The organism is Paenibacillus sp. V4I3 (assembly GCF_030817215.1).
Classification (GTDB): Bacteria; Bacillota; Bacilli; order Paenibacillales; family NBRC-103111; genus Paenibacillus_E.
Genome location: NZ_JAUSZA010000001.1, coordinates 5409441 through 5424870 on the forward strand (window position 1 = coordinate 5409441; position 15430 = coordinate 5424870).

General features: G+C 40.9%; 16 protein-coding genes. All 16 read right to left on the reverse strand.

The genetic code is table 11. The features are described 5' to 3' along the window. Positions 1 to 16: 16 nt before the first annotated feature. From QFZ77_RS25030 to QFZ77_RS25105, 16 genes are read right to left on the reverse strand one after another with little or no spacing between them, the layout of a single operon-like run. Positions 17 to 1426: a flagellar assembly protein A gene (locus QFZ77_RS25030; protein ID WP_307443484.1), complete on the reverse strand. Its 1410-nt coding sequence runs from the start codon at positions 1424 to 1426 to the stop codon at positions 17 to 19. Between the two features lie 35 nt (positions 1427 to 1461). Further along, positions 1462 to 2250: a FliA/WhiG family RNA polymerase sigma factor gene (locus QFZ77_RS25035; protein WP_307443485.1), complete on the reverse strand. Its 789-nt coding sequence runs from the start codon at positions 2248 to 2250 to the stop codon at positions 1462 to 1464. Positions 2251 to 2269: 19 nt separating this feature from the next. Next, the gene (locus QFZ77_RS25040) at positions 2270 to 2707 is read right to left on the reverse strand and encodes a hypothetical protein (protein WP_307443486.1); all 438 of its coding nucleotides are present in this window, start codon (positions 2705 to 2707) and stop codon (positions 2270 to 2272) included. Further along, positions 2704 to 3198: a chemotaxis protein CheD gene (locus tag QFZ77_RS25045; RefSeq protein ID WP_307443487.1), complete on the reverse strand. Its 495-nt coding sequence runs from the start codon at positions 3196 to 3198 to the stop codon at positions 2704 to 2706. The genes QFZ77_RS25040 and QFZ77_RS25045 overlap by 4 nt, the downstream gene beginning before the upstream one ends. After that, complete coding sequence (locus QFZ77_RS25050; protein WP_373462769.1) at positions 3195 to 3782, reverse strand: chemotaxis protein CheC; 588 nt, start codon at positions 3780 to 3782, stop codon at positions 3195 to 3197. The genes QFZ77_RS25045 and QFZ77_RS25050 overlap by 4 nt, the downstream gene beginning before the upstream one ends. Before the next feature lie 36 nt (positions 3783 to 3818). Next, positions 3819 to 4280, reverse strand: a complete 462-nt coding sequence (locus tag QFZ77_RS25055; protein WP_307443489.1) for a chemotaxis protein CheW — start codon at positions 4278 to 4280, stop codon at positions 3819 to 3821. A 27-nt stretch (positions 4281 to 4307) separates the two neighbouring features. After that, positions 4308 to 6374 carry a chemotaxis protein CheA gene (locus QFZ77_RS25060; protein WP_307443490.1) on the reverse strand — a complete coding sequence of 689 codons (2067 nt, stop codon included), beginning with the start codon at positions 6372 to 6374 and terminating at the stop codon, positions 4308 to 4310. 49 nt (positions 6375 to 6423) lie between these two features. After that, positions 6424 to 7527 (reverse strand): protein-glutamate methylesterase/protein-glutamine glutaminase, encoded by a 1104-nt coding sequence (locus tag QFZ77_RS25065; RefSeq protein ID WP_307443491.1) that lies wholly within the window; start codon positions 7525 to 7527, stop codon positions 6424 to 6426. A 49-nt stretch (positions 7528 to 7576) separates the two neighbouring features. Continuing rightward, positions 7577 to 8446, reverse strand: coding sequence for a MinD/ParA family protein (locus tag QFZ77_RS25070; protein WP_307443492.1), 870 nt, complete (start codon positions 8444 to 8446; stop codon positions 7577 to 7579). After that, positions 8443 to 9747, reverse strand: coding sequence for a flagellar biosynthesis GTPase FlhF (gene flhF, locus QFZ77_RS25075; protein WP_307443494.1), 1305 nt, complete (start codon positions 9745 to 9747; stop codon positions 8443 to 8445). Before flhF ends, QFZ77_RS25070 begins: the two co-directional genes overlap by 4 nt. Then, positions 9744 to 11777, reverse strand: a complete 2034-nt coding sequence (flhA, locus tag QFZ77_RS25080; protein WP_307443495.1) for a flagellar biosynthesis protein FlhA — start codon at positions 11775 to 11777, stop codon at positions 9744 to 9746. Before flhA ends, flhF begins: the two co-directional genes overlap by 4 nt. 18 nt (positions 11778 to 11795) lie before the next feature. Then, positions 11796 to 12893 (reverse strand): flagellar biosynthesis protein FlhB, encoded by a 1098-nt coding sequence (flhB, locus tag QFZ77_RS25085; protein WP_307443496.1) that lies wholly within the window; start codon positions 12891 to 12893, stop codon positions 11796 to 11798. A gap of 10 nt (positions 12894 to 12903) precedes the next feature. Next, positions 12904 to 13704, reverse strand: coding sequence for a flagellar biosynthetic protein FliR (gene fliR, locus QFZ77_RS25090; protein ID WP_307443498.1), 801 nt, complete (start codon positions 13702 to 13704; stop codon positions 12904 to 12906). A 12-nt stretch (positions 13705 to 13716) separates the two neighbouring features. Further along, positions 13717 to 13986, reverse strand: a complete 270-nt coding sequence (gene fliQ / locus QFZ77_RS25095; protein ID WP_029195371.1) for a flagellar biosynthesis protein FliQ — start codon at positions 13984 to 13986, stop codon at positions 13717 to 13719. Between the two features lie 25 nt (positions 13987 to 14011). Continuing rightward, positions 14012 to 14785, reverse strand: a complete 774-nt coding sequence (gene fliP / locus QFZ77_RS25100) for a flagellar type III secretion system pore protein FliP (RefSeq protein ID WP_307443500.1) — start codon at positions 14783 to 14785, stop codon at positions 14012 to 14014. Next, a complete protein-coding gene (locus tag QFZ77_RS25105) occupies positions 14782 to 15411 on the reverse strand; it encodes a flagellar biosynthetic protein FliO (RefSeq protein ID WP_307443502.1) in 630 nt (209 codons plus the stop codon). The genes fliP and QFZ77_RS25105 overlap by 4 nt, the downstream gene beginning before the upstream one ends. Positions 15412 to 15430: the final 19 nt, after the last annotated feature.

Below are 15430 nucleotides of genomic sequence, written 5' to 3' on the forward strand. Positions count from 1 at the left end.
TTACCCTCTCCTTCACTCACACATACGCACTCATGGAAATATCGCCTTCACTTAAACGGAACGTCATACGGCTTGTTGGATCTTTGATATATTTCGTATACCGGCCAATGACAATCTTAGTTCCCCCATAAATAGTAGACAATACTTCTACTTTCGCTTTGTCGGAGTCTTCTAACGATTTCTCGATCTCAAGAATACGTTCTTTGATGGTATTTTGCTCTTCTAAAGCTTGCTTTTTCGTATGTGTCAACTTGATTCGCATGGCCACTTTATCCGGACCTAATTGACCTGCTGCTGCTAATTGATTTAATAACGTAAGCGCTTTATCCGTTTTATCCATATTTTCCATGAAAACTTTTAGTTGGTTGCGTAAATCAATCATTTCATTACGAAGCTCTGGAAGAACGCCAACTTCAACAGCTGTAGCCGTTGACATCGAATTCCCTATCGTCCTCGCAGTAACACGCTCCCCGGCTTGTATGGTACCTCCAACTATGAGTCCTTTGGAACCATTACAATTTACGGCCTTGCCTGCTCTAATCGTTGAATGCATAATACTCTGAGAAACCGTTAATTCTCCTGCTACTTCAACAATAGCATCCTGAATGAAGGAACTTTTTACATTCTTACCAGCTTTGATATGTGCCTTATTCTGCCCAACAATGCCTGCACTAATGTCAATAGAACCTTCGGCTTCAAGTTCTGCGGCCTCCACGCCTCCAGTGACACGAATATCCCCAGCAGCACGGATTTTAAAACCAGGAAGAACATTACCTCGAATAACCACAGTACCGATAAAATCAATATTCCCAATATTATAATCAACATTTCCATTCACTTCATAGATAGGAAACACATTAATTTTGTCACGATCTGTTCTTACCACCATGCCATCAATTGTAGAATAAAGCCCCATTTGTTCAGCGTCTGTTACCACATTCTTGCCTAATTTAAATCTAGCTTCTTTCCCTGCTTTAGTAAAAAGGGTCTCACCTGTAACTGCTCTTCCCGGTGTGCCTTCCGTTGCCAGAAACCGCTGTCCGATAAGCTGTCCTTTTCTAACATTATGAAGAGATACTACTTCTTTATAATTCACCCTGCCGTCATCCAGCTCTAATGGTTTTTTTTCATCCTCATCAAAATCAAAAATAAATTTAATATATCCGCTCTGGCCTTCTATTGCCTTCGTTCCCGTTGCAATTGTAACTTTTTGATGATAAAAAGGTTTCGGATTTGCAGCTATTTGAGCAAGTAAAGATCGATTTAAACCGTGAACGATGTGATTCGTTTGAACTAACTCTTCCAATTGTCCTGCTGTTACTTGAAAATCGTCATCAGCATTGTTAATTAACAAATAAGCTGTTAATTTGTCATCCGAGATGGAAATACTAATGTAAAAACCCAAAGGCATGTTCCTCTCAAGCATAGACAAACCACCTTTCATTACCTTCTGATTGTATGTTATGTATCTTGAAATAATTGCGTCTTAAATCGACCTAGTACGCCTTTAAGCCGAAGTATTGCTTTCGAATGTAATTGTGAAATACGAGAAGGAGACAAGCACATAACCTCAGCAATTTCACTTAAGGAGAGCTCTTCGAAATAGAATAATGAGACAACCGTTCTCTCTTTATCCGTTAATCTTTCAATAGCCTTTGCCAAAGACTCCTTCAAATAAAACTCATTAACCTGAAACTCTGGGTTCTTGGCCTTTTCATCTACAAGTAATGAAAGACGCGTTTCCGAATCTTCCTCTCGGATGGGATCATCAATCGAACAAACGGTTGTAATCGAAATATCCTGAAGCATCTGCTGAAAATCTTGCTCACTAATTTGTAAATAGTTGCTGATCTCAGCATCCGTAACTGAGCGTAGATACTGCTGTTCTAGCTTCTGGTAAGCATCTTCGACCTTCTTGGCCTTTTCTCTTACAGAGCGTGGTACCCAATCCCCTTGCCGAAGTCCATCAATAATAGAACCACGAATTCTCCAAGAAGCATAGGTTTCGAATTGCAGTCCGCGTGAATAGTCAAATTTCTCCACGGCATCGATAAGGCCCATCACACCAAAGCTCGATAGATCTTCTCTCGAAACACTTTTGGGAAGTCCTATTGCCATACGTCCGGAAACATAATCGACTAAGGGCAAGTAACTCTCGATAAGCGACTGCTTAGCGGGAACCCAGCCCTGTTCCTTCCATTGCTTCCATAACTCGATGTTGACTAGTTGTGATTGCTTTTGTTCGATCATGATTTACGTTTCACCATCCTTAGTCTTCAGACATTCGCCTTAAGGCACCCGCCAGTTGTTCAGGGTCCAAATTATTCTTGGTGACTAGCTTAGGTGGATTCAGTGGTGAAAATTGCATTTCATTAGATAGTAAAGAGTTATTACTGCCCAGGTTAGCCTTCATCATCTCCCGTGTTTCCTCATCCTCATCTGGTGTAGTCAAATCCAATGATTGACCAACGGACGATTCTATCGTGGGATTCACATAAGATGCACCGCCTGCAGCATGTTCAGCTCCTATCATTACACCCAACACCCATCTAAAACCAAATGTCAGAACGAATAAAATAAGAAAGCTGTATGCACTTTTAAGACAAGTAGAAAGAAATAAATTATTGCCGATCGATAAGGCAAATGTAAATAAGGCAGCCAATGATGCTACGATGACATTAATTCGAATGGTTCCAATCATCATCAAATTTCCTTTACTCCTAATTGGACACTTCGAATAACCAGGATGCCGGTTTCACTATGGAATTCTATCGTTCGACCGTAATTAGCCCCGGTATCCTCAGCATGAATTGGAATTTTGTATTTATTCAACATTTCTTTACAAGATTCTACATTTCTTGGACCAATTCTCATCGTATCATTATTTCCAGCAAATGCAAACATTTGAGCACCGCCGGCAAGCTTTGCTTCTAGCCTATTCACAGTAGCTCCGAGCTTTTCCATTCTGGAGATTAACTCAGGAATAGCCGTATCCGCGTATTTAGCAATATTCAGCGAGCCTTCACGAGCTATCTCGGAAGAAGGCAGCATCACATGAGCCATACCTGCCACTTTTACGCGGCTATCATATAAAGTGACACCCACACACGAACCCAGCCCTGTTGTCTTCAATACACCTGTCTGGTGAGCAACATTCAGGTCAGCCATTCCTACTTTAATTAAATTATCTAACGTCATGGAGACTCTACCCCTAATGCCGAAAATATTTTGCCAAACGATTCCGGATCAGGAATTAAGAAGAAATGTCCTTGTACTTCATTTTCCCCTTCCATAAATTTGGTATCAATGAGAAGTGCTTGATCTCCCATTTGACCAAATTGCAATAATCCATAGCTTAAAATGGCACCGGCCATGTCAATTGCTAACGCAGGGACAGTAGGCTGCATATTCAAATTCGTAAAATCAGCAAGAGAGGATAAATAAGAACCGGCTAGAATATTCCCGATCTCATTCAAAGCAGATAATTCCAGTTCTGAATACTCTTCATGATCTTCGATATGTAACCCAATCAAATCCCTTAGCATATTTTTGGCGGCATCTAAATCAAGGATAAAAAACATATTTCCAGGCGCGTCTCCATCCACACGCAAGAAGATAGCAAGAACAACAGTCTCTGCTCCGCCAACACTTTCGCAGATTTCTTCGAAAGGAAGCATTCTTACCTTTGGAACGAGCATATCAATCGGCTTATCCAGCAAAGTAGATAGGGCGGTAGCAGCATGCCCCGCACCTATGTTACCTACTTCTTTGAGAACGTCCATTTGAAAATCCTCTAAACGACTAAATACATCCACAAGCTATTCCTCTAATCTTTCTAACTGTTGAATTTCATTGCGATCCAAGACTTGCTCTAAATTCAACAAAACAAGCAATCTTTGTTCACCAACGCGTGCGATACCATCCAGATACTTGGCTTTGATTCCGCCTACAATTTCTGGAGGATTATCAATATTATCCGTGTCCAAATCAATAACGTCATTCGCAGAGTCTACAATGAGACCCACTTCAAAGTCACCTGCAGATACGATGATAATACGAGTAGCATCTGAATTAATTTGCTCTTCAAGTCCGAATCTTGAGCGAAGGTCAATAATAGGAATAACAACACCGCGAAGATTAATAACGCCTTTAATGAATGCTGGCGCTTTAGGTACGCGCGTCATTGGCTGCATTCTTTCGATCGTTCTAACTTTCTCAACTTCCACGCCGTACTCTTCCGTTCCAAGTGCGAAGACGATTACCTTTTTCTCTTCTCCCATTGTGAAACCCTCCTTAAAAGTATGTAATTATTTAATCAATGCATTCGGATCAATGATCAATGCGACTTGTCCATCCCCTAGAATCGTTGCACCGGATATTGCGAATAGTCCGGATAAATATTTACCTAAGGTTTTGAGAACGATTTCTTGCTGACCAATAAATTCGTCTACCATCAAGGCAACTTGTTTGTCACCTTTGCGTACAACAACAATTTCGGTCTCTTCCTCAAGATCCTCATTGAAATCAGGCACATTAAATAATGTACTGAGCGATACAAGAGGAATAACATTATTACGATACTCCACCATTTTGTTACCATGAATGTTACGAATCTGATTCTTCTGAATAGCAGAAGTTTCAACAATGGACGATAACGGTATCGCATATTTTTCACTGCCCAGACGCACAAGCATGGCAGAAATAATGGATAACGTCAGTGGTAATTGGACTGAGAACTTACTTCCAAAACCTGGTTTGGAATCAACTTGAACATGTCCACCCAACATCTGAATCTTCGTCTTCACAACGTCAAGACCAACGCCACGTCCAGAAATATCAGAAATTTTCTCGGCCGTACTAAATCCAGATGCGAACAATAAGTTGTATACTTCCAAATCACTTAACTTCGCTGCTTGTTCTGCTGTTACAAGACCATTCTTGAGTGCAGTCTTCAATACCTTTTCTCTATAAATCCCTCTGCCATCTTCTTCAATTTCTATAAACACATGATTCCCACTATGGAAAGCACGCAGCTGAATGGTACCTTGCTCACTTTTGCCAGCAGCCAATCGATCACTGATAGACTCAATACCATGATCGACAGCATTACGCAGTAAATGTACAAGTGGGTCACCAATTTCATCAATAACGGTCCGATCTAATTCTGTTTCTGCACCTGTAATGACCAAATCTACTTTCTTATCTAGCGATTTAGCCAAGTCCCTTATCATCCGTGGGAAGCGATTGAATACAGAATCCACAGGAACCATGCGGAGCTTCAATACTATATTTTGCAAATCACTGCTTACTCTAGACATATGTTCAACTGTTTCAGTCAGATCATTACGTTTAACCTCACTAGCAAGTTGTTCTAAACGTACTCGGTCAATTAATAATTCGCTGAACAGATTCATCAGTGCATCTAAGCGTTCAATATCAACACGTATTGTACGACTTGCAACAGGAGCCCCACCCGCCGCTGGTTTAACTGCAGCTGTAACTGCCTCAGCATTATGTATATTTTCGACTGATACAGCAGGTGCGATTGCTTCTGCAACCGCTGCAGCAATTTCTTGTCTTGCCGCCTCAACTTCAGTTCTTGGACGGGATAATTCGGCAAGCGATTCTGAATCAACTGTGATAATGACGGCTGATTGGATTTCGGAAACATTCAAAATCTCTTTCTCTAACGTTGCTTGATCAACCTTAGAAATAAAATAAAGAGAGAAGGAACGATCAAATTTCTCTTGTTCGATTTCTTGTACGGATGGCGTCGCTTTTACGATTTCGCCCATTCCCTCGAGTGCATCGAACACCATATATGCCCTTGCTGCCTTAAGTACGCAATTCTCATTAACACTTACTTCGATATAGAATACAAGGAATCCCGAGTCAATCGACTGTTGAAGAATAGAGAGTTGAAACTCATCAACTTCGATTCCTTTAGCTGGTTCCTTCGCAGCTGTCACTGCTGGAGCTTGTGCGGTTTTATAGTCACCTGTCACAATGGAACGAAGAGCAACGACGATAGGTGAAACATCCGCTTTCCCTGTACCACCTTGAATAATATCTTCGACCATAGATTCCAATGAATCAAGACTTTTGAAAATGCAGTCAAAAATGAATGGGTTCATATCAATTTTACTGTTACGTACTAAGTCCAACACATTTTCCATCTCGTGTGTTAGGGCGGCGATATCCTCGAAGCCCATTGTTGCAGACATCCCTTTCAACGTATGAGCAGAGCGGAAAATGTTATGAACAATACTAATATCCTGAGGATTGCTTTCTAAATTAAGTAAGTTCTCATTCAAAGATTGCAAATGCTCTTTCGATTCATCGATAAACATGGATAAATATTGACTAAGTTCCAAAACCATACACCTCCAATAGAATCATTATGTACTGCATGCAAAAATTCATTTAATTAAGTACGCATTGTGCTAATCGAATTGCAATATCCTGCTGTGGCAAAACATACATAGCAGCTTGGATCTCTACAGCAGCTCTAGGCATCCCGTATACGATACAAGTTTCTTCGCACTCGGCAATGGTTGTTGATACGCCGGATTGCTTTAATGAGAGCATGCCTTTGGCTCCATCGCTACCCATGCCGGTCATCAGAACGATGTGCCGCTTCAACTCACTCATACCAAGCAATGACTCAAACATGACATCCACCGAGGGGCGGTGGCCAGAACGAGGTTCTTCTTTGGTTAATCGAATTTTGTACGTTTTGTCCGTATCTTTGTAGATGACCATATGCCATCCTCCCGGTGCTACATAAGCTGTTGCCGTTTGGAGCACATCCCCTTCCGCAGCCTCGACTACCTGTATCTGAGAAATGTCATTCAGGCGTTGGGCTAATGATTTGGTGAAATTAGGTGGCATATGTTGAACAATTAAGATCGGTGCAGGAAAACCTGCTGGAATATGAGAGATCACCTGATGTAAGGCACGAGGTCCTCCTGTTGAAGTACCTATGGCTACAAGATGATCGAAATGCGTTGAACCGGGCTTTGCAGCAAGTTTAATATCGGGTGCTTTCATCAAACTGGCATTACTTTTGGATATTAACGGTTGAGTAACCCGCGGAGACACAGGCTCTTGCTGTACCGGCCTTAACTTCGTTCGAACTGCCATATGCAGCTTCTCATGAAGAAGTTGTTTAACTTTATACAGGTCAAGGGATATGGAGCCTGAAGGCTTTCGAATAAAGTCGACAGCTCCCCACTCGAGTGCTTTAATCGTTTCAGAAGCACCCTCCTGGGTTAAGGAACTTAACATAATGACGGGAGTTGGTTGTTCTGCCATGATTCGTTGTAAAGCATCCAAACCATTCATTATTGGCATTTCCACATCCATCGTAACGGCATCGGGGCATAAAAGCTTCACTTGTTCAATAGCTTCTTGACCATTTTTTGCTGTTCCTATTACTTTGTACTGAGGATTATCTGAAATCAAATCGCTTATAATTTTTCGCATAAAGACGGAGTCGTCTACGACAAGAATGTTATATGGTGCCAAGCTGCTTCCCTCCCCCTTATGAGCATATTCGACACGATTTGCGAAAATCCTATTTCAAAAGTTTCATCATTTTATTTAAAAAGCCCTTGACACCGGATGTTGGTGTGTCGATTACTTGATAACCATTCATATAATTAGCGACTAATAATTGAAGACTTCGTGAGGCAGCCGAATTCGGAAAAGCAACAGTAAAAGGTATCTGTTTTTTAACCGCCTTAGATACAGCCGCATCATCGTCAACGAATCCTAATGTAGGGATTTGGATATCCAGAAATTGTTTAGCTACTAAAGAAATTTTATCAGCCGTGTGCTTGCCTTCCTTTGCATCGGTTACTCGGTTGATAACTAGTTTAAACGAAACGTCATGTCCCATTGAGTTAACCATTTTTATAATGGCATAAGCATCAGTTATAGAAGTAGGCTCAGGCGTTGTGACAACAAACGCTTCTTCGGCGGCAAGAATAAATTTCAACGTTTCTTTGGACAATCCGGCTCCTGTGTCAAAAATGATAAAATCAACATACCCGTTGAGCTGCATGACTTGCTCGGCAAAGTAGTTCAGTTCTTCATCGGTTAAGCGAAGTAAATCGTTAAAGCCAGATCCACCTGCTATAAAATCTAAATCATTGTAACCTTTCTGGATAATTTCCCAGATCGTTTTTTCCTTTTTCAACAAGTGATACAAATTGTATTTGGAGGAAATCCCCATCAGCACATCAATGTTGGCAAGCCCAATATCTGCATCAAAGACTAGAACCTTATAACCTTGGGACTGAAGCGTTAAAGCAAAGTTAAGCGTGAAATTTGATTTACCAACGCCTCCCTTTCCACTAGTCACGGTAATAATCCTGGTTGCTTTTGTGCCTTTGTCATTCTGCATCTGTACCAGGTTCCGCAACCCTTCTGCTTGATCCTTCATGCTCTAGGTTCCTCCAATAACAAATCGATGATTTGCCACTCATTCATTTCCGTAATATCATCGGGTACATTTTGACCGTTCGTAACATACGAAAGCTGTAATGAGAACTCGTGAACAATATTTACAATAGCACCGTAGGAGTCTGTTTCATCCATCTTGGTGAATAATACTTTGTCTAGCTTAAATTTATTAAAATTGTTCGTGATCGCTCTCATGTCCCGATACTTTGTTGTTAAGCTCAGAACCAGAATGGTCTCACTATTTCCTTGTGTCTTAAGCAAAGAGTTAAGCTCCGAAACATACATTTCATTTCGGAAATTGCGTCCAGCTGTATCCATGAAAATAACGTCACATTCTTCTAGATTATGAAACGCTTTCGCTAAATCCTGTGGTGAGAAAACAACTTCAAGGGGGACATTCAAGATTGTTCCATATGTTTTTAACTGCTCTATTGCCGCAATTCGATATGTGTCTGAAGTAATAAAACCAACCTTACGTTGATACTTCAACACTTGTTCCGCTGCTAACTTTGCTATGGTTGTCGTCTTTCCAACTCCTGTTGGACCTACGAAATGTACCACGCGTGTTTGCGGTGAAATTTGTTTACTGCGATTGGACTGAAGCACCTGCCCCAGCTTGGATCGCACAACTTGAAGAGCTGACTCATCCGTTAAAGGCTCATCTGCAAGGTGAAAATCTGCCACTACTTCATCCACAATTTGACGAATTAACGTAGGATCTACTTCTTGGTCAAATAATCGTTGTTCAATCTTCTGTAAAGGTTCAGGGAGATTTGACTCCTCGGTTGCATGAGTAAGCTTTCTCATCATTTCCTTCATTTGTTTGAGCTCCTCCATGAGGTGCTCATCTTTGAGAATGGCTCTATTAGGTGCATTTATCGAAACCGGTGAGTAAGACTGCTGTGAAGCATTACGCTGTTGTATCTCAACGCCTGCACTAACGGTAACTGGTTCTTTTTTGGCTGAAACAGGAGCGATTACATCTGGGACATCAGGAAAATCAGATAGATGCGATTGAGCTCTTGCAGGTTGATCTTGACTCATGACCTTCTGCTGTTGAGGCTGTGGTTGAGGTGCAAAACGCTGAGCAGCCCCTCCTGAATTCGTGCTTGCTCCATCAATTGCAGCGATAACTTCAATCTTTTTCTTACCGAATAGACCAAGAAAACCACCCGTGCGAATTTCCTTTGTATTGAGGATTACCGCATCCTTGCCTAAATCCGTTCGAATTTTTTGCAAAGCGTCCGGCATGGAATCGACAACGTATCTTTTTACTCTCATAAATTGACTACCCCCATACTCTGAATTTCAACGCTAGGCTCTAATTCGCTGTAGGATAATACAGGTATATCTTGCAAAGTTCTCTCAAGCAATTGTCTTAAATACATCCGAATCGTTGGTGAAGTTAAAATAACAGGCTGTTGTCCGGATTGAATCAATTTAGAAACTTGCTCACTGACGCGATGATAAATAATTTGTGAAGAGGATGGGTCAAGTGCTAAGTAGCTCCCTTGATCTGATTGCTGAACAGAATCGGCAATTTTCTTTTCCACAGAAGGACCAACCGTGATGACTTTTAAGGAATCTCCTAAAGAAGTAAACTGTTGAGTGATTTGTCTCGATAATGATTGTCTAACATATTCAGTCAGTATTTCAGGATCCTTTGTATAAGAACCATAATCAGCAAGAGTTTCCAAAATCGTTACCAAATCACGTACAGAAATTTTCTCACGAAGTAACTTTGCCAATACCTTCTGAACGTCCCCTACCGACAACACGGAAGGAATAAGATCGTCAACAAGTGCTGGATAAGACTCGCGAACATTCTCGATTAGAGCTTTTGTTTCTTGACGACCTAGAAGTTCATGTGTATGTTTCTTAATAATTTCGGTTAAATGTGTAGCCACTACGGAAGGAGGATCAACGACTGTGTAGCCAGATAGCTCCGCTCTTTCTTTGGTCACTTCATCTATCCATATAGCAGGCAATCCGAAGGCAGGCTCAGTCGTTTCTATACCTGCTATTGAATCATCATCAATACCAGGACTCATGGCTAGGTAGTGATTAAGAAGTAGTTCGCCACGTGCAACCGTATTGCCTTTTATTTTGATGATATACTCATTCGGCCGTAGTTGAATATTATCGCGGATACGAATAACGGGTACGACAACCCCAAGCTCAAGCGCACATTGTCGGCGAATCAAGATAATACGATCTAGTAAATCCCCGCCTTGTTGAGTATCTGCAAGAGGTATTAAACCATAACCAAATTCAAACTCAATGGGATCGACTTGTAACAAGGAAATGACACTTTCAGGACTCCGCACTTCCTCAATTTGCTGCTCTTCCACCAATTGTTCTTCTTTGATCGCTTCGCGCTCCAAATTCTTTTGCATTTTAAAAGCTGCGAAAATTAACAATCCGGCAATCGGAAACGTAGTGTACCAATGAATTGGTGTGAATAAGCCAAGCACCATAAGAGTACCAGCAACAATATAAAGAAGCTTTGGTTGTGCAGTTAACTGTTTGGTGATATCGTGACCTAAATTTCCTTCTGATGATGCCCGTGTTACGATAATACCTGCTGCAGTTGAAATCAACAGGGCAGGAATTTGGCTGACGAGTCCATCACCAATGGTTAGGATTGAGAATGTTTCAAGTGCCTGAGAAAAAGACATCCCTTTCATCGTCATCCCAATAATAAAGCCACCAATCAAATTAATGACAAGGATGATGATGCCGGCAATGGCATCCCCTTTAACAAACTTACTTGCACCATCCATTGCTCCGTAGAAATCCGCTTCTCGTTCAATCTTTTGTCTACGTTCACGAGCCTGGACTTCGTTGATTAAACCTGCATTCAAATCTGCGTCAATACTCATTTGTTTTCCCGGCATCGCATCGAGTGTAAATCTCGCTGCAACCTCGGCAACGCGCTCAGAACCTTTGGTAATTACGATGAATTGTACCAAGACAAGGATGAGAAACACGACGAATCCCACGACGATATTGCCTTGAGCAACGAAAGAACCAAAAGTTCTGACCACGTCGCCTGCTTCTGCATGCGACAAAATGTTCCGCGTAGTCGAGACGTTTAACGCCAACCGAAACAAAGTCGTAATCAGGAGTAAAGAAGGGAAGATTGAGAACTGAAGAGCTTCTTTTGTATTCATAGCAACCAAAATAATCATTAAAGCAATCGATATATTAATAATTAATAAAAAATCCAACAAAGGGATTGGAACCGGTACAATCATCATTAATACAATACCGATAATGCCTATAAGAACCAATAAATCCTTGATCTTCATCTGATTGTACCTCCCTCCTCATTCGTTCGTTTTGCCCTTCACTTTATATACATAAGCCAATACTTCCGCGACAGCCTGGAACAGCTCAGCGGGAATGGAGTCACCAATTTCCACCTGTGCAAAGATCGCTCGAGCAAGCGGTTTATTTTCCATCGTCATAATACCATTTTTCTTCGCAACTTCTTTAATCTTTAAAGCAACATAATCCGCACCCTTAGCAATAACTGTCGGGGCTTGCATATTGTTAGAATCATATTTCAAAGCAACCGCAAAGTGGGTTGGATTGGTAATAATAACATCTGCTTTGGGGACTTCTTGCATCATACGCTGCATGGCCATCTGGCGCTGCTTCGCGCGGATCTTTCCTTTGATAAGTGGATCCCCTTCACTCTTTTTATACTCATCCTTGATATCCTGCTTGGACATTTTGAGACTTTTCTCGTACTCATACTTTTGATATATGTAATCAAAAATGGCAAGGACAATTAATATCGCTCCAATTTTGATCCCTAGTTTTAGCGTGACCGAGGCAATAAATGAAAATGTACTCTCCAGTGGAGCATGGCCAAGGCCCAGCAGTTTAGCTTTTTCCCCCATTAATGTCGTGTACACGACATAACCGATAATTAACATCTTCATTGTTGACTTGAGAAAATCCATGACGGTTCGTAGCGAAAAAATCCGCTTGAAACCCTCGATCGGATTGATCTTGTTAAACTTCATCATCAGGGGGTCACCAATGAACATAAAGCCAATTTGTGCATAATTTCCAATAAAAGCTACTAAAACAACAAGTATAAATATGGGAGCTAAAATGATTAACCCTTGTTTGACTAAATCTACGAATAATACCTGAACGTTAGCGGCTGTAATGTCCATCGTCAGTTGATTCTCATAGACGTTCCGAAAGATGTTAACTATCTTCTCTTTCATATAGCCACCGAACATGAGGAACGATAGAAATGAAAAGAGTAATATAAATGCCGCAGGTAAGTCCATGCTCTTCGCAACTTGACCCTTTTTACGAGCATCTTGCCTTTTCTTTGCAGTCGCAGGTTCCGTCTTATCCCCAGCAAACCATTGTAAATCGAGCTTCAATCGAAATGTTTGGGACACGGCGTACCTCCTACTTAGGTGATGGTTGCTGTGTGCCGCTAATCAGTTGAAGCAACTTCTCCATGTAATCAAAAATTGTTGCAAATAAATGTTGGAATTGTGATATTAATTCTGGGAAAAGAATGACTAGCAGAAAAAAGCCAAGAATCATCTTCAAAGGTGCACCGATAACGAAAATATTAAATTGCGGAGCAACCCTTGTTAGGAGTCCTAACCCTAAATCTGTCAAAAAAAGGGCTGCTATAATAGGAGCAGCGAGTTGAAACGAGAGATAAAACATTTTGGAAAGCGATTGAAACAAGAAATTCGAAATTTGTCCATCATAGATGCGTGAGAACAGTTGATTGTCCAGCGGTATCCAGCGGTAGCTGTCAATAATCGCTCTGATCAAATAATGGTGCCCATCAAAAGAAAGAAAAAGCAGCACGGCTATCATATATTTAAGGTTACCTAACATTGGGGTTGAAGCCCCCGTTAGAGGATCAATTACACTCGCCATACTGAAGCCGATTTGCATATCCATAAAAGAGCCGGCTGTCTGGACAACTGTAAAAAAGATATAGGCGAGAAAACCAAGTAAAACGCCAACAAGCATTTCACGAATGATCAATAGAATGTATTCACCATCCATGGGAATGGGTTTATCCAGCCCCATAGTCGCAAAAATGATTAACGAGATGAATACAGAAAGACCAATTTTGAACATCATCGGAACATTTCTTGAAGAGAGGATAGGAACAACGACAAAGAACGATGTAATTCGACAAAAAATAAGCAGAAAGATAGGGATAACTTGGAAAAAGTATGTCATATCGCTCACAACCTATCCAACGAATTTGTAAAGGTTGTTGAGTAAATTAAAGGTAAAGTCAACCAGTGTATTCATGATCCACGGTCCAAATATTAAAATAGACAGCAGAACCGCAACAATTTTGGGAACAAACGCTAAGGTTTGTTCTTGAATCTGCGTCGTTGCTTGAAAAATACTTATGATCAGACCAACGACAAGCCCAATAATAAGCATGGGCGCACTTGCTTTAAGCACGGTATAAACAGCCTCACCAGCAATCCGTATAACAAATTCCGAGCCCATTTAGAAACCTCCGATATCTTGATCCTTAACCATAGCTTAGGAGTAATGATCTCACCACAAGATACCAACCATCTACAAGTATGAAAAGTAGAATTTTAAAAGGGAGTGAAATCATAACAGGCGGTAACATCATCATTCCCATTGCCATTAAGGTACTGGATACAACCATATCTATGACCAGAAACGGGATGAAAATCATGAACCCCATCTGGAAAGCTGATTTCAGTTCACTTATTGCGTATGCAGGAACTAATGAAGTAATCGGTATATCTTCTACGCCTGTAGGCGCCTTAGCTTTGGTATAGTCTAAGAACAACTTTAGATCCTTCTGACGTGTATGTTTGAACATGAACTTCTTCATTGGTAAGGATGCTTTCTCAAAAGCCTGGGTCTGATTAATTTCACCCTTCAGATAAGGCTGCAGAGCTGTCTGATTAACCTCTCCCAACGTTGGAGACATAATAAAAAAGGTTAAAAACAGAGCTAGTCCGATTAAAACCTGATTAGGCGGCATCTGCTGGGTACCAAGTGATGTTCGAACGAATCCAAGCACGATGACAATTCTTGTGAAACTAGTCATTAAAATAAGAAAAGATGGTGCAAGACTCAATACGGTTAATAAAAGCAATAAGGTAACTGTATTAGAAGATCCACCGGCAGTGCCACTAGTCCCAATATTCACATTTAACCCAGGTATCGGATTGTTTGGATCTGTTTCAGCAGCAGAAGCTGTCAGTGATAAGAGGAACGCTGAAATCATGACAATCAGAAGCGTAAGAACTAATTTATTTCTTTTCATTCATCATTCAACCGATCTGTTTGTTTTTGATCAGAAAGCCACTCGTGAGCATCTTTATTACGGTTTGATACTCGCTGCAGCCTATCGTGAAATACTTGTTGAAAAGATGAAGTAATTTCTACTTCTTCTTCGATCTCTTTCTTTCTAACAGGAAGTTTGCTTATCCACTTACTTATTGCACCAAAGCCCACGCGATCATCCTGAGAAGAAGTAAGCAATTCCGAAATATACGCAACTTCATCGGCGTCATTGATTTTATCCAACAACTGAATGTTCTCACCGACGCCAACCACGAAGAGCGAATGACCAATTTCAACAATCTGAATAGATTTATTTTGTCCGAGGGGAACTCCACCTAAAGAACGAATTGAGTTCCCGAACATAGTACCTTTATTTTTCTTAGCTATGTACTTCATAAGTACAAAGAATAAAAGAATAATTAATACGAGAAAGAAAATGACCTTTACAATCATGCCAAACGAATTAAATGAGTCGGTAGTCGGAAATTCCGATGCTGGAAGACCTTGTCCAGGCTCTGTTTCAGCAAAGCTCATGGATTTGGTATATAACATCGCGACTACACTTAATATTGCTGAAATCAGTCGTTTCGATTGGAGTCTTCTCATAGTCACAACCCTTTCGGTT

Bases quoted from the DNA above. Each gene is read 5' to 3' on its own strand.
- QFZ77_RS25070 (WP_307443492.1), bottom strand. From the start codon at position 8,446: ATGAAGGATCAAGCAGAAGGGTTGCGGAACCTGGTACAGATGCAGAAT.
- QFZ77_RS25030 (WP_307443484.1), bottom strand. From the start codon at position 1,426: ATGCTTGAGAGGAACATGCCTTTGGGTTTTTACATTAGTATTTCCATC.
- QFZ77_RS25035 (WP_307443485.1), bottom strand. From the start codon at position 2,250: ATGATCGAACAAAAGCAATCACAACTAGTCAACATCGAGTTATGGAAG.
- QFZ77_RS25105 (WP_307443502.1), bottom strand. From the start codon at position 15,411: ATGAGAAGACTCCAATCGAAACGACTGATTTCAGCAATATTAAGTGTA.
- fliR (WP_307443498.1), bottom strand. From the start codon at position 13,704: ATGACATACTTTTTCCAAGTTATCCCTATCTTTCTGCTTATTTTTTGT.
- QFZ77_RS25045 (WP_307443487.1), bottom strand. From the start codon at position 3,198: ATGACGTTAGATAATTTAATTAAAGTAGGAATGGCTGACCTGAATGTT.
- QFZ77_RS25055 (WP_307443489.1), bottom strand. From the start codon at position 4,280: ATGGGAGAAGAGAAAAAGGTAATCGTCTTCGCACTTGGAACGGAAGAG.
- QFZ77_RS25050 (WP_373462769.1), bottom strand. From the start codon at position 3,782: ATGGACGTTCTCAAAGAAGTAGGTAACATAGGTGCGGGGCATGCTGCT.
- fliP (WP_307443500.1), bottom strand. From the start codon at position 14,785: ATGAAAAGAAATAAATTAGTTCTTACGCTTCTGATTGTCATGATTTCA.
- flhF (WP_307443494.1), bottom strand. From the start codon at position 9,747: ATGAGAGTAAAAAGATACGTTGTCGATTCCATGCCGGACGCTTTGCAA.
- fliQ (WP_029195371.1), bottom strand. From the start codon at position 13,986: ATGGGCTCGGAATTTGTTATACGGATTGCTGGTGAGGCTGTTTATACC.
- flhA (WP_307443495.1), bottom strand. From the start codon at position 11,777: ATGAAGATCAAGGATTTATTGGTTCTTATAGGCATTATCGGTATTGTA.